The 12,681-nt window shown below is 67.0% G+C and carries 15 protein-coding genes; 6 read left to right on the forward strand and 9 right to left on the reverse strand.

The features are described from left to right. Positions 1 to 46: 46 nt before the first annotated feature. From AB2M62_RS05745 to AB2M62_RS05770, 6 genes are all read right to left on the reverse strand, one after another. Positions 47 to 289, reverse strand: a complete 243-nt coding sequence (locus tag AB2M62_RS05745) for a zf-TFIIB domain-containing protein (RefSeq protein WP_404338402.1) — start codon at positions 287 to 289, stop codon at positions 47 to 49. 2 nt (positions 290 to 291) lie between these two features. Then, positions 292 to 1,008, reverse strand: coding sequence for a Bax inhibitor-1/YccA family protein (locus tag AB2M62_RS05750; RefSeq protein WP_404338403.1), 717 nt, complete (start codon positions 1,006 to 1,008; stop codon positions 292 to 294). A gap of 9 nt (positions 1,009 to 1,017) precedes the next feature. After that, entirely contained in the window at positions 1,018 to 1,233 is a 216-nt protein-coding gene (locus AB2M62_RS05755) for a DUF465 domain-containing protein (RefSeq protein ID WP_404338404.1), read from the reverse strand. 229 nt (positions 1,234 to 1,462) lie between these two features. Next, a complete protein-coding gene (locus tag AB2M62_RS05760; protein WP_404338405.1) occupies positions 1,463 to 1,663 on the reverse strand; it encodes a hypothetical protein in 201 nt (66 codons plus the stop codon). 46 nt (positions 1,664 to 1,709) lie between these two features. Further along, positions 1,710 to 3,125: a succinylglutamate-semialdehyde dehydrogenase gene (astD, locus tag AB2M62_RS05765; protein WP_404338406.1), complete on the reverse strand. Its 1,416-nt coding sequence runs from the start codon at positions 3,123 to 3,125 to the stop codon at positions 1,710 to 1,712. An 85-nt stretch (positions 3,126 to 3,210) separates the two neighbouring features. Further along, positions 3,211 to 4,560, reverse strand: a complete 1,350-nt coding sequence (locus tag AB2M62_RS05770; protein WP_404338407.1) for a protein adenylyltransferase SelO family protein — start codon at positions 4,558 to 4,560, stop codon at positions 3,211 to 3,213. An 18-nt stretch (positions 4,561 to 4,578) separates the two neighbouring features. Between AB2M62_RS05770 and AB2M62_RS05775 the strand changes: the two genes are divergently transcribed. The 3 genes from AB2M62_RS05775 (at position 4,579) to AB2M62_RS05785 (ending at position 8,102) form a co-directional block, all read left to right on the forward strand. Next, a complete protein-coding gene (locus AB2M62_RS05775) occupies positions 4,579 to 5,445 on the forward strand; it encodes an alpha/beta fold hydrolase (protein ID WP_404338408.1) in 867 nt (288 codons plus the stop codon). Between the two features lie 53 nt (positions 5,446 to 5,498). Next, positions 5,499 to 6,632 carry a glycosyltransferase family 4 protein gene (locus tag AB2M62_RS05780; protein ID WP_404338409.1) on the forward strand — a complete coding sequence of 378 codons (1,134 nt, stop codon included), beginning with the start codon at positions 5,499 to 5,501 and terminating at the stop codon, positions 6,630 to 6,632. Between the two features lie 66 nt (positions 6,633 to 6,698). After that, positions 6,699 to 8,102, forward strand: a complete 1,404-nt coding sequence (locus AB2M62_RS05785; protein ID WP_404338410.1) for an NAD(P)H-dependent flavin oxidoreductase — start codon at positions 6,699 to 6,701, stop codon at positions 8,100 to 8,102. A 3-nt stretch (positions 8,103 to 8,105) separates the two neighbouring features. Here the strand turns inward: AB2M62_RS05785 and AB2M62_RS05790 are convergent, their stop codons facing one another. Further along, positions 8,106 to 9,116, reverse strand: a complete 1,011-nt coding sequence (locus tag AB2M62_RS05790) for a 2-hydroxyacid dehydrogenase (protein ID WP_404338411.1) — start codon at positions 9,114 to 9,116, stop codon at positions 8,106 to 8,108. 89 nt (positions 9,117 to 9,205) lie between these two features. Here AB2M62_RS05790 and AB2M62_RS05795 point away from each other — a divergent pair, with 89 nt between their 5' ends. After that, on the forward strand, positions 9,206 to 9,679 hold the full coding sequence (locus tag AB2M62_RS05795) for an SH3 domain-containing protein (RefSeq protein WP_404338412.1): 474 nt from the start codon (positions 9,206 to 9,208) through the stop codon (positions 9,677 to 9,679). 13 nt (positions 9,680 to 9,692) lie between these two features. On the opposite strand, the gene AB2M62_RS05800 is transcribed toward AB2M62_RS05795, so the two are convergent. Both AB2M62_RS05800 and AB2M62_RS05805 read right to left on the reverse strand, forming a co-directional pair. Next, positions 9,693 to 10,265, reverse strand: coding sequence for a hypothetical protein (locus AB2M62_RS05800; RefSeq protein ID WP_404338413.1), 573 nt, complete (start codon positions 10,263 to 10,265; stop codon positions 9,693 to 9,695). Continuing rightward, the gene (locus tag AB2M62_RS05805) at positions 10,262 to 11,449 is read right to left on the reverse strand and encodes an acetyl-CoA C-acyltransferase (RefSeq protein WP_404338414.1); all 1,188 of its coding nucleotides are present in this window, start codon (positions 11,447 to 11,449) and stop codon (positions 10,262 to 10,264) included. The genes AB2M62_RS05800 and AB2M62_RS05805 overlap by 4 nt, the downstream gene beginning before the upstream one ends. An 87-nt stretch (positions 11,450 to 11,536) precedes the next feature. On the opposite strand from AB2M62_RS05805, the gene AB2M62_RS05810 reads away from it, so the two are divergent. Continuing rightward, entirely contained in the window at positions 11,537 to 11,791 is a 255-nt protein-coding gene (locus AB2M62_RS05810) for a hypothetical protein (protein ID WP_404338415.1), read from the forward strand. Next, positions 11,788 to 12,645 (forward strand): prepilin peptidase, encoded by an 858-nt coding sequence (locus AB2M62_RS05815; protein ID WP_404338416.1) that lies wholly within the window; start codon positions 11,788 to 11,790, stop codon positions 12,643 to 12,645. The genes AB2M62_RS05810 and AB2M62_RS05815 overlap by 4 nt, the downstream gene beginning before the upstream one ends. The last annotated feature ends 36 nt before the right edge of the window (positions 12,646 to 12,681 follow it).

The raw sequence follows: 12,681 nt of genomic DNA on the forward strand, positions 1-12,681 counted from the left end.
AACCCTCCCGAATTTGCTTATTCGGGAGGGTCTAGCCGCGAAGCGATCAGTCGAACAGGTCTTCGAGAAACGACTTGCGCCGCTTAGGCGGCTGGCCGCGATGCTCGTCGTAGCGTGGGCGCTCGTCGCGATATTGAGGGGCTGGCTGGGCGGCGCTTCGCTCGATTATCTTGTCGAGCTCGCCGCGATCGAGCCAGACGCCGCGGCAGCTCGGGCAGTGATCGATCTCGATTCCGGAGCGCTCGTGCGGCACCAATGTGGTGCCGTCGACGGGGCAGACGAAGCTCATGCTTATTCCTCCCGCTGGCCCATCAGCCCCAGCAGCAGCTGGAACATGTTGATGAGGTTGAGATAAAGCGACAGCGCGCCCATCACGGCGAGCTTCTCGGTCATCCCGGTGCCGGCATAAGCAAGATACTCGCTCTTGAGGCGCTGGGTGTCCCAGGCGGTGAGACCGGCAAAGACCAGCACGCCGACGGCCGACAGGCCCATCTGGAGCAGGCTGGAACCCAGGAACAGATTGATCAGGCTGGCGCCGATCACTGCGAACAGCCCGACGATCAGGAACGAGCCCATGCCCGTCAAATCGCGGCCGGTGGTGTAGCCCCACAGGCTCAGCCCGGCGAACATCGCCGCGGCGGTGAAGAACGCCATCGCGATGCTCTGGCCGGTGAAGACCAGGAATATGCTGGCCATCGACACACCCATGATGCCGGCAAAGGCGAAGAACGCGGTGCGCGCGCCGGCGGTGGTCATCCGATCGAAGCGGAACTGGAAGAAGAACACGAACGCCAGCGGCGCGAACATCGCGACCCATTTGAGCGGGGTGCCGAAGATCAGCGCGACCAGCGCCGGCGTACTGGCGACGGCCAGCGCGACCAGGCCGGTCAGCGCGAGGCCGAGTCCCATGTTGCGATAGATGCCGAGCATGTGGCGGCGCAGACCCTCGTCGAAACGGGCCTGCGCGCCGGCGGCGGCAGTGCGGTTGAAGCTAGTCAGATTGTCCATTTTGGGTTCCTAGGCGTGGCGGGCGCTGCGAAGCGCAACGCGGGCGACGCGGCGCATCTCGGCGGCGTCCGGAAAGTGACGGAAGAGGCGGTCCTTGATCGCGAGCCGCTCCTTTTTCAGCCGCGCGAGGCGCAGCTGGTCCGGGAAGCGCCGGGCGACTTCGCGCCGGATCTCACGGTTCAGGATGCGGTGCGCTGCGATCAGCCGCTGGATCAATTCGTTCATTACGCCACTCCTTGCGATCTAGTGTCGATCGAGGAGCCCGGGGGAGGATAAGGCAAACAGCCAACCTGCACCGAGCATGCTCGATGCGGTCCGACATCACGGGGCTTCAGCTGGTGAAGCCGCCGCCAGAGGGGCCCGGTCCCGCGCGAGGAATCTAGGCGGGCGGGGGCGGCACTTCAATGCAAAGCGGCCGCCCGGAGTGTAACGAATTGTTGCTGAGAGCGCGGGGCTATTTCTTGGGCGTGACCCAGACCGACACAGGCACCACGACCTTGCCCGGCGCGGGCTTGCCGACATCGACACGGTCGGCCGTAACGAGCTCGCCGCTTTCGAGCGTGAACGACGCCCAGGGCTTGGGCATGCGGCCGAAGCTCATCCGCTGGATCGGCTGGCCGGTGGTCGAATTCATGATGGTGGCGATGACAGGCATCGCCAGCCGATAGCCAGTGGGGGCGTGGCGTGTCCAGCCGCGCCGTTCAGGCGTCGCGCAATCCCAGCCCGATCGAGGCGCGGGCCTGTTCGGATTCGGAGGAGACCACCGGATAGGCGCAATAATCGGCGGCGTAATAGGCGCTGGGCCGATGATTGCCCGACCAGCCGACGCCGCCGAACGGTGCCGAGGAGCTTGCCCCGTTGGTCGGCCGGTTCCAATTGACGATGCCGGCGCGGATGTTCGCCCAGAACTGGTCGTAGAGCTTGGGGCTCTGGCTCACCAGCGACGCGGAGAGGCCATAGCGGGTGTTGTTCGCTTCGGTGATCGCATCCTCGAAACTGGACTTGCGATAGATCTGCAGGATCGGACCGAACAGCTCGACATCGGGCTTGTCGTTGGCCTGGGTCATGTCGATCAGGCCGGGGGTGAGGAACGGGCGGCCCTCGATCGGGCGCTCCATGTGGCGCAGCGGGCGGCCGCCCATCGTGGAGAGCGCGAGGAAGCTCTCGGTGAGCATGTCCGCCGTGTCGTTGTCGATCACCGGGCCCATGAACGGCGCGGGATCGGCATGCGGCTCGCCGATGATCAGCCGACCGATCAGCTTGTTGATCTCCGCCAGCAGCGGATCGGCGAGCGCTTCGTCGACGATCAGCCGCCGCGCCGCGGTGCAGCGCTGGCCGGCAGTGGTGAAGGCCGACTGGATGACGAGCACCGCAGCGGAATAGAGATCGGGCGTGTCCCAGACGAGGATCGGATTGTTGCCGCCCATTTCGAGCGCCAGGATCTTCTCGGGCCGGGTAGCGAACTGACGGTTGAGCGCGATCCCGGTATTGGCCGATCCGGTGAACAGCAGTCCGTCGATATCGGCATGGCCGGCAAGCGCCTTGCCCTGCTCGACGCCGCCGATCAGCAGGCGGATGCAGCCTTCGGGGATGCCCGCCTGGTGGAAACAATCGACCAGGAAGGCGCCGCTCGCCGGCGTCTTTTCCGACGGCTTGAACACCACCGCATTGCCGGCCAGCAGCGCGGGGACGATATGCCCGTTGGGCAGATGCGCCGGGAAATTATAGGGGCCGAGCACCGCGAGCACGCCGTGGGGCTTGTGGCGCAGCGCAAGCCGGGTGTTCATCGGCGCTTCGATACGGCGCTGGCCGGTGCGCTCGGAATAGGCACTGACCGAGACGTCGACCTTGGCGATCACCGTCTCGACTTCGGTGCGCGCTTCCCACAGCGGCTTGCCGGTCTCGCGGGCGAGCAGATCGGTGAAGGCATCGGCCTTTTGGCGGACGACATTGGCGAAGCGGCGCAGCGCTTCGATGCGATAGGCGAGCGGGCGCGCGGCCCAACCTGCCCAGCTGGCCCGTGCGAGCGCAACCTCGGCATCGACGTCGCCGACTTTCTGCCGCCAGAGCACGGCACCCGTTGCCGGCTCGGTCGAGATGATTTCCGTTTCCGGCATTATCTGGCTGTAGTCCCCGGAAGAATGCGTTGCTCTTGCCCGAATTTGCCGAGGCTTGCCAACCCCCGGCGCACGCGTCGCCCCATCAAGCCAGCGCCTCGCCCATGCGGCGGATAGCGGCAACCTTGGCATATAGCGGCGCCCAGTCATCGGCCTCGGCGATCCGCGACCAGATCGCCTCGACTTCGTCGATCAGCATCGAGCACGGCCTTGCCGACCAATAATCGTGCTCGCGGCGCTTGCGCGGGCGATAGAGCGCGAGTTGGGCGCGCAGGCCCTCGAACGGGGCGTCGTAGCTCTTGGGAAGCTTGCCGCCGAACGCATCGAAGAAGAAGCGATCGAGGCTCACTTGCGAGGCGACGAGCGCGGGTTCGAGCGCCTCGATCAGCGCGCGATCCTCTTCGAAGCCACGCGGTTCCAGCCCCAGCCGCCATACCAGCGCCTTGGCCGCCTCGCGCGGATAGGCTTCGGGAAAAGTCTGCAGCGCCTCGATCAGCGGCTCTTCGGTGACGAGGGTGCGCAGCGACACCGCGAGCTGCATCGCGTCCCAATAGATCGCCTCGGGCTGGCGGCCGAACGCATAGAGGCCGCTCTGGTCGAAATAGGCGGCGGTGAACCCCGGCTCCCAGGTCGGCGCAAAGCGCCAAGGGCCGTAGTCGAAACTCTCGCCGGTGACGTTGATATTGTCGCTGTTGAGCACGCCGTGGACGAAGCCGGCCGCCATATATTGCGCTGCGAGCCGCGCGGTGCGCGCGGCGACATGGGCGAGCAGCCGCTGCGGCCCGTCCTCGCCCGCTTCCTCGCCATAATAACGGCGCAGCACATAGGCGACGAGTTTCGCCATCGCCTCGCCGTCCTGCGCATAAGCGAGGCGCTGGAAGGTGCCGATGCGGATATGGCCATGGCTCAGGCGCACCAACACTGAGGAACGGGTGGGCGAGGGCTCGTCGGTGCGGTGGAGTTCCTCGCCGGTCTCGATCAGCGAGAAGGTCTTTGAGGTCTCGACGCCCAACGCTTCGAGCATCTCGGTGGCGAGGATCTCGCGGACGCCGCCCTTCAAAGTGAGTCGGCCGTCACCGAAGCGGCTCCACGGCGTCTGGCCCGACCCCTTGGTGCCGAGATCGAGCAGCCGGCCCTTGATGTCCTTCATCTGCGCGAACAGGAAGCCCCGGCCGTCGCCGATCTCGGGATTGTACACGCGGAACTGGTGGCCGTGGTAACGCAGCGCCAGCGGCTGGGTCAGGCTGTCGGTCAGCGGCGCGAACCGGCCGAAATGCGCGAGCCATTCGGCGTCCGACAATCGGTCTAGCCCGACCGAGGCCGCGGCGCGATCGTTGCGATAGCGCAGCACCGTCTTGGGGAAGCTTGCCGGCTGGACCGGGTCGTAGAAGGTGTCCCCGAGTTCGAGGATCGCCTGTTGCGGAGCGAAGGCCATGCGGCGATATGGGGGAGGATGGGCGAGCGGCGCAACTACACCGATGGCTATTGGTGGTCGAAGGACGGCCTGCGGCTCCATTATCGCGACTATGCCGGCCCTGCCGACAAGCCGCCGATCCTGTGCTTGCCGGGCCTCACCCGCAACGCGCGCGACTATGTGGCGCTTGCCGAGCGGCTGGCGGGCGAGTGGCGGGTGCTCTGCGTCGAGTTCCGCGGGCGGGGCGAGAGCGCCTATGCCAAGGATCCGATGAGCTATGTCCCGCTCGTCTACCTCCAGGATGTCGAGGCGCTGCTTGCCGAGCTCGGCATCGACAAGTTCGTCGCGGTGGGGACGTCCCTGGGGGGAATCGTGACGATGCTGCTGGCCGCCACCGATGGCGGCAAGCTGGCCGGCGTGGTGCTCAACGATGTCGGGCCCGAGCTCAATCCGGCCGGCCTGGCGCGGATCCGCAGCTATGTCGGCAAGTCGGTGTGGCACCCGACCTGGATGCACGCCGCGCGCGCCGTCGCCGAGGGCAATGGCGACGTCTATCCCGATTACGGCATCGAGGACTGGCTGCGCGTGGCCAAGCGCCTCTACCGGGTGAACAGCTCGGGGCGGATCGTGCTCGATTACGACATGAAGATCGCCGAGCCGTTCCGCGTGCCGGGCAACGAGGCTGGGCCGGACATGTGGCCGACGATCGATGCGATGCAGAGCAAGCCGGTGCTGGTGGTCCGCGGCGAACGTTCGGACATCCTTGCGGCCGATACCGCGGAGAAGATGGCGGCGCGGTTGCCCGGCGCCGAGCTGGTGACCGTGCCGCGCGTCGGCCATGCGCCCACGCTCGACGAGCCCGAGGCCGTGGCGGGCATCGCGCGGCTGCTGGAGAAGCTCGGCTAGCGATCGGCATCGCGGCTTCCGCCGGGGTGACGAGTTGGCTAAGCCGCTGCGCCATGCCCATCCATATCCTCCATCTCCATTCGACCTTCGACCTTGGCGGCAAGGAGGCGCGTGCCGTTCGGCTGATGAACGCGTTTGGCGACAAGGCGCGGCACACCATCGTCTCTGCCGTGCCCGATCAGCTCGGCGCGCGTGCGGCGATCGCCAAGGGGATCAAGTACGAGATCGCGCAGAACCCGCCGCCGCTCTCCGGCAGGCCCTCGGCTCGGCGCTATGAGGAGATCGCGCGGTTCATGCGGCGCTTCGATCTGGTGCTTACCTATAATTGGGGCGCGATCGACGGAGTGATGGCGGCGCGCGTCTTCGGCAAGGGGCTGCCGCCGATCGTCCATCACGAGGATGGGTTCAATGCCGACGAGGCACAGCGGCTGAGCCCGGTGCGCAACATGTATCGCCGCATCGCGCTGCCCGCCGCCAATGCGCTGGTGGTGCCGAGCCAGATCCTCGAGCGGATCGCGCGCAAGCATTGGCACCAGCCGGCCGCGCGGGTGCACCGTATCGCCAATGGCGTGCCGACGATGCTTTATGCGCAAAAGCCCGATCCCAGGCTGATCCCGGCGCTGGCCAAGCGCCGCGAGGGCGAGATCTTCATCGGCTGCGTCGCCGGGCTGCGCCCGGTCAAGGACCTGCCGCTGCTGGTGCGGGCGTGCGGCGGGCTCAATGCGCGCTTCAAGCTGGTGATCCTGGGCGAGGGGCCCGAGCGGCAGAACATTCTCGACGCCGCGGAGGCGATGGCGATCGAGGACCAGGTGATCCTGCCCGGCTTCCTGCCCGAGCCGCACAAATATATGGGATTGTTCGATATTTTCGCGATGTCGTCGAAGAGCGAGCAGGCGCCGATCTCGGTGATCGAGGCGATGGCGGCGGGTCTGCCGGTGGTGTCGACCCGGGTCGGCGACGTGCCCGCGATGGTCTCGCCGGAGAACGAGCCGTTCCTCGCCCCGCGACACAACGAAGTCGATCTGCGCGATCGCATCGATACCCTCGCCAAACATCCGGATTCGCGCCGGCAGATCGGCGAAGCGAACCGACTGCGTGCCCGTGCGTTGTTCGACGAGGCACAGATGGTCGCGGCCTATGCGCGGCTCTATGGCGAGGCGATGGGTCGGCCTGCCGCACTGCAGTAACGAATGTTACTCGCTTGTTGTGGCCGTACCCGCTAGCAGAGCGCTGCAATTTTTTCGGAGGTATCGTTGTTCAAGGGTCTGTCCCCCATCACTTATAACGGCCATGAAGTCTGGCCGCTGATCGAAGGGGGTAAGGGCGTCGCCGCCACCAACCATGCCAGTGCGGGCGCCTGGGCGGCGGCCGGCGGCATCGGCACGGTGAGCGCGGTCAATGCCGACAGCTATGACGCCGAGGGCAAGATCATCCCGCAAATCTACCGCGCGCTGACGCGGCGCGAGCGGCATGAGGAACTGATCCAGTACGCGATCGAAGGCGCGGTCCAACAGGTCAAGAAGGCCTTCGACATCGCCGGCGGCAAGGGCGCGATCAACATCAACGTGCTGTGGGAAATGGGCGGCGCCCAGCGCATCCTCCACGGCGTGCTCGAACGTACCAAGGGCATGGTGGCCGGCGTTACCTGCGGCGCGGGCATGCCCTACAAGCTCAGCGAGATCACCGCCTCTTACGGCGTGAGCTATCTGCCGATCGTCAGCTCGGGCCGCGCCTTCCGTGCGCTGTGGAAGCGCGCCTATTCGAAGGCGAGCGAGTGGCTGGCGGCGGTCGTCTACGAAGACCCCTGGCTCGCCGGCGGGCATAACGGCCTGTCCAACGCCGAAGACCCGCTGGTGCCGCAGGATCCCTATCCGCGCGTTCGCGACCTGCGCGCGACGATGCGCGAGGGCGGCATCTCCGACGACGTGCCGATCGTGATGGCCGGCGGCGTGTGGTTCCTGCGCGACTGGAGCGACTGGATCGACAATCCCGAGCTCGGCAAGATCGCCTTCCAGTTCGGCACGCGGCCGCTGCTGACTCAGGAAAGCCCGATTCCCGAAGGCTGGAAGAACGAGCTGATGAAGCTCGAACAGGGCGACATCCTGCTCCACCGCTTCTCGCCGACCGGCTTCTATTCCTCAGCGGTGCGCAATCCGTTCCTGCGCCTGCTCGAGGCGCGCTCCGAGCGCCAGATCGCCTATTCGACCGAGCATGCCGGCGATCACACCTTCCAGCTCGACGTGGGCGTGAAGGGCAAGAATTTCTGGGTGACTCGCAACGACCTGCTGCGCGCGCGGGAATGGTTCGGCCTCGGCTTCACCTCGGCGCTCAAGACGCCCGATAACACGCTGGTGTTCGTCACGCCCGAGGAGCAATCGGTGATCCGCAAGGATCAGGCCGATTGCATGGGCTGCCTGAGCCAATGCGCCTTTTCGAGCTGGGCGGACAGCGAGACCAATTCGACCGGGCGGCTTGCCGATCCGCGCAGCTTCTGCATTCAGAAGACGCTGCAGGACATCGCGCATGGCGGCCCGGTGGATGACAATCTGATGTTCGCAGGCCATGGCGCCTACAATTTCAAGCGCGATCCCTTCTATTCGAACGGGTTCGTGCCGACGGTAAAGCAGCTCGTCGATCGGATCCTGACCGGCGACTGATCGCTACAGCCAGCCATCGAGCACCTGGTCGGGCGGCCGATGCCCGTCGGACCAGGATCGGATGTTGGTGATCACCTTGGCGCCCATCGCCTCGCGGCCCTCGAAGGTCGCCGAGCCGAGGTGCGGCAGCACGATCGCATTATCCAGCACGAACAGGCGCGGGTCGACCGCGGGTTCGCCCACATAGACGTCGAGCCCGGCGCCGGCGATGCGCTGCATTTCGAGCGCCTCGACCAGCGCCTGCGGATCGACGATCTCGCCACGCGCGGTGTTGATCAGCCAACCCTGGGGCCCGAGCAGATCGAGCCGGCGTGCATCGATCAGCCCGGCGGTGCCTTCGGTGTGCGGAGTGTGGATCGTCAATATGTCCACCGCCGCCAGCATCGCATCGAGATCGGCATGGAAAGTCGCGCCCAGCTGGGCCTCGGCGACTTCGGGGATGCGGTGGCGATTATGGTAATGGATCTGCAGCCCGAAGGCGCGGGCGCGCTGGGCGACGGCCTGGCCGATCCGGCCCATGCCGAGGATGCCGAGCTTCTTGCCGCCGATCCGGGTGCCGCGCATGCCGGTGGGGCGCCAGCCGGTCCATTGCCCGGCGCGGACCAGCTTGTCGCCTTCGACCAGCCGGCGCGGGGTGGCGAGGATCAGCGCCATCGCCATGTCGGCCGTGTCTTCGGTGAGTACGCCCGGGGTGTTGGTCACGGTGATGCCGCGGGCGCGGGCTGCCTTGAGGTCGATATGGCCGACCCCGGCGCCGTAATTGGCGATGAGGCGCAGCCGTTCGGGCGCGGCCTCGATCAGCGCGGCATCGATCCGATCGGTGACGGTGGGGACGAGCACATCCGCATCCGCCATCGCCGCGGCGAGCGCGGTGCGATCCATCGCGACGTCATCGGGGTGGAACGCGGCGTCGAACAGCTCGGCCATCCGCGCCTCGACCGGCTGCGGAAGCGTGCGGGTGACTGCCACGCGGGGGCGCGAGGGGCGCGGCGCCTGTGCGATTGCCTGTGCCATAGCGGGCGGCTTGGCTGGAGCCGCGGCGCCAGTCAACGGTTGATGGCTATGGGGCGCTCGCGGTAGAGCCGGTGACGATGAGAAAGCATATGCACTTGGGTTGGCTGGTGCTCGGCGCGGCGGCGCTCGGGCTGGGCGGAGCGGCGGACGCGCAGCAGAAACCGCCCAGCTTCATGTCGATCAAGGCCGGCAAGGCGCGGATGCGCACGGGGCCGGGGCGCAATTATCCGGCGAGCTGGCTGTATCAGCGCCGCGATCTGCCGGTGAAGGTGATCGATGCGTACGGCGAGTGGCGCAAGATCGAGGATCCGGACGGCGCGCAGGGGTGGATGCAGGCGAACCTGCTCGACGGCAAGCGCACCGCGATCGTGATGGGCGGCATCACCGAGATGCGCTCGGCCGCCAATTTCACGGCGCACATCAATTGGCGCGCGGCGCCCGGCGTGGTTGGCGCGATCCGCAACTGCGGCGGCGGCTGGTGCTGGTTCGAGGTCGGCGGACGCGGCGGCTATGTCGAGCAGAGCCATATCTGGGGCACCGATCCGGGCGAGACGTTGGGCTGAGATCGGGCCGGTGCTAGCAGCCGTCGATCGAGGGCAGTCCGTCATAGCCCTTGGTCAGGGGGAAGCCGAGTTCGGTCTTCAGTGCCATGTCGGCGTGGCAATAGCGCCGGGTGGTGGTACGTTCGGCGATCTTCGCAAAGGCATAGGGCGTGCCGATGCCGTCGTCGTTGCGCTGTAGCGCGTAGAGCGTGATCGTCGTCGGGGCGGGATCGGGCACGCTCTCGGTCCAGTTGCGATGGGCGACGAGCGCGAAGGTGGTGGTATGGCCGCCACGCTTGCCGCGGGCGAAGCGGACCGAGGTGATGACGTCCTCGCCGGTGTGCGGGCTGTCGGTAAAGCGGTCCTTATCGTTCACCGTGGCGATCGATCCGCCGACCTTCACCGTGTAGATGTCATAGCTCCAGGCATTGCCGTTCTCGCGCCAATCGAGCGTGATCGTGCCGGCCTTGCCGTCGCCGGCGATGTCCGGGACGCTATTTTCGCCGGCGTGCAGTCGGATCGGCGCGAGCGCGGGCCAGGCGTCCGGCGCGGCCTGCGCCGGTGCGACGATACAGGCCGCCGCGGCGAGGAGCCAGTGCTTGCTCAATCGATCAACTCCACGGCCACTGCGGTCGCTTCGCCGCCGCCGATGCACAGCGAGGCCAGGCCGCGCCTCTGGCCGGTCGTCTCCAGCGCGGAGATCAGCGTGGCGAGCACGCGCGCGCCGCTGGCGCCGATCGGATGGCCGAGCGCGCAGGCGCCGCCGTGCACGTTGAGCACGTCATGGCTGATGCCGAGTTCCTTCATCGCGATCATCGCGACGCAGGCAAACGCCTCGTTGACTTCGAACAGGTCGACATCGCTCACCGACCAGCCGGCCTTTTCCAGCGCCTTCTGCATCGCGAACACCGGGGCGGTGGTGAAGCGGGAAGGGGCATGGGCATGCGCGGCATGGGCGACGATCCGCGCGCGCGGCGTCAGCCCCAGCCGGTCCGCTACGCTGGTCCGCGTCATCACCAGTGCCGCGGCGCCGTCCGAGATCGACGAGGCGTTGGCTGCGGTGATCGTGCCGTCCTTCGAGAAAGCCGGCTTGAGCGTCGGGATCTTGGCGATGTCGCCGCGCGCCGGCTGCTCGTCGAGGCTGATCGTGGTCACGCCCTTTCGGCCCTTGACCTCGACGGGGGTGATCTCGCGATCGAACGCGCCCGAGGCCTGCGCCTTCTTGGCGCGCTCCAGCGAGGCGATTGCGAAATCGTCCTGCGCCTGACGAGTGAACTGATATTCCTGCGCCACTTCCTCGGCGAAATTACCCATCAGCTTGCCGGGCTCATAGGCGTCCTCCAGCCCGTCGAGATACATGTGATCCTTGAGCACGTCATGGCCGATCCGCGCGCCGGCGCGGTGGCGCAGCGAGAGATAGGGGGCGTTGGTCATGCTCTCCATGCCGCCTGCGACGATCAGCTCCACCGATCCCGCAGCAAGCGCTTCGGCCGCCATGATCGCGGCCTGCATGCCCGATCCGCACATCTTGTTGATCGTCGTCGCCTCGATATGGTTGGGCAGGCCGGCGTTGAGCGCGGCTTGGCGCGCGGGCGCCTGGCCCAGCCCGGCGGGAAGCACGCAGCCCATATAGATGCTTTCGATCGCATCGCCCTTCAGTCCGGCGCGCTCGACTGCGGCACCGACTGCCGTAGCGCCGAGATCGGTGGCGCTGGCATCGGACAGGCAGCCCTGGAAGCTGCCCATGGGGGTGCGGGCATAGGAAGCGATGACGACATCGTCGGCGGACATATTGGATCCTCTCGGGTGTTTGCGCCGATCTAGTGCTCCCGGACGCGGTTTGCAAAAGCGCGGGGGCCGCGTCAGGAAGGGTTCGGCATGGGTGTTATCGACATTTTCAAATGGTATGCCTCGATCAGCGGGATCATCGCGTGTTTCATGGTCTCGCTGGATAATGGCCGGCGGATCACCGGCTGGGGATTTGCGCTGTTCGTCACGTCCAGCATCGCGTGGATCACCGGGGCCGTGATGTCGGGCGACGAGCCGCTCTGGACGCAGAATCTCGTGCTGTTCGGGATCAATTGCTTCGGCGTCTATCGCTATCTTCTTCGCAAGCGCGCGCCTGGCGGATGAGCGAAGCGACCTGGTTCTGGCCGGCGCTGCTCGGGCTGCTCGGCGCCGCGCTGGGAAGCTTCATCGCGACGCTCGCGATCCGCTGGCCCGAGGGGCGATCCGTGGCGCGCGGGCGATCGCATTGCGATGGCTGCGGCAAAGCGCTGGGCGCGGGCGAACTGGTGCCGGTGCTGAGCTACATTGTTCAGCGCGGGCGCTGCCGCAGCTGCGGCGCGGCGATCCGGCCGAGCCATGTGCTGACCGAGCTGGCCGCGATCGCGATAGGCGTCGCGGCGGGGCTGGCAGCGCCCGGCATCGAAGGGGTTGCAGGCGCGGTGTTCGGCTGGCTGCTGCTCGCGCTCGCGGCGCTCGATCTAGCGGCGTTCTGGTTGCCGAACATCCTGACCGGCGCGCTTGCGCTGGCCGGACTGGCGGTGGGACTTTCCGGATGGGTGCCGCCCTCACCGGAGGGGATCGGGTTCGACGCGTTCAGCGGCCTGAAGCCCGATCTGGTCGAGCGGCTGATCGGAGGCGCGGCGGGTTTTGCAAGCCTGTGGCTGGTCGCGATGCTCTATCGGCGGGTGCGCGGGCGCCACGGGCTCGGCGGGGGAGACCCCAAGATGTTCGGCGGCATCGGGCTCTGGCTCGGCTGGAAGGCACTGCCGATTGTTCTGCTTGCGGCATGCCTGGTCGGGCTGGTGAGTGTCCTGGGGATGGCGCTGCTGCGGCATCGCGTGCACGGCACGGTGCGGCTGCCGTTCGGGGCGATGCTGGCGATCGGCGCGTTCGGGATCTGGCTCGCGATGACGCTGGCGCCGCCACCGCTTACCTATGGAAGCGTGATAGAGCTCAAGATCGAACAAAGCGGGAGATAGAATTGCGCGACCTGCTCGAGCGCCAGCGCGCTGCCT

The organism is Sphingomonas sp. MMS12-HWE2-04 (assembly GCF_044881185.1).
Lineage (GTDB): Bacteria > Pseudomonadota > Alphaproteobacteria > Sphingomonadales > Sphingomonadaceae > Sphingomonas.

Bases quoted from the DNA above. Each gene is read 5' to 3' on its own strand.
- AB2M62_RS05810 (WP_404338415.1), top strand. From the start codon at position 11,537: ATGGGTGTTATCGACATTTTCAAATGGTATGCCTCGATCAGCGGGATC.
- AB2M62_RS05750 (WP_404338403.1), bottom strand. From the start codon at position 1,008: ATGGACAATCTGACTAGCTTCAACCGCACTGCCGCCGCCGGCGCGCAG.
- AB2M62_RS05795 (WP_404338412.1), top strand. From the start codon at position 9,206: ATGCACTTGGGTTGGCTGGTGCTCGGCGCGGCGGCGCTCGGGCTGGGC.
- astD (WP_404338406.1), bottom strand. From the start codon at position 3,125: ATGCCGGAAACGGAAATCATCTCGACCGAGCCGGCAACGGGTGCCGTG.
- AB2M62_RS05805 (WP_404338414.1), bottom strand. From the start codon at position 11,449: ATGTCCGCCGACGATGTCGTCATCGCTTCCTATGCCCGCACCCCCATG.
- AB2M62_RS05770 (WP_404338407.1), bottom strand. From the start codon at position 4,560: ATGGCCTTCGCTCCGCAACAGGCGATCCTCGAACTCGGGGACACCTTC.
- AB2M62_RS05760 (WP_404338405.1), bottom strand. From the start codon at position 1,663: ATGCCTGTCATCGCCACCATCATGAATTCGACCACCGGCCAGCCGATC.
- AB2M62_RS05775 (WP_404338408.1), top strand. From the start codon at position 4,579: ATGGGCGAGCGGCGCAACTACACCGATGGCTATTGGTGGTCGAAGGAC.
- AB2M62_RS05790 (WP_404338411.1), bottom strand. From the start codon at position 9,116: ATGGCACAGGCAATCGCACAGGCGCCGCGCCCCTCGCGCCCCCGCGTG.
- AB2M62_RS05780 (WP_404338409.1), top strand. From the start codon at position 5,499: ATGCCCATCCATATCCTCCATCTCCATTCGACCTTCGACCTTGGCGGC.
- AB2M62_RS05815 (WP_404338416.1), top strand. From the start codon at position 11,788: ATGAGCGAAGCGACCTGGTTCTGGCCGGCGCTGCTCGGGCTGCTCGGC.
- AB2M62_RS05755 (WP_404338404.1), bottom strand. From the start codon at position 1,233: ATGAACGAATTGATCCAGCGGCTGATCGCAGCGCACCGCATCCTGAAC.
- AB2M62_RS05745 (WP_404338402.1), bottom strand. From the start codon at position 289: ATGAGCTTCGTCTGCCCCGTCGACGGCACCACATTGGTGCCGCACGAG.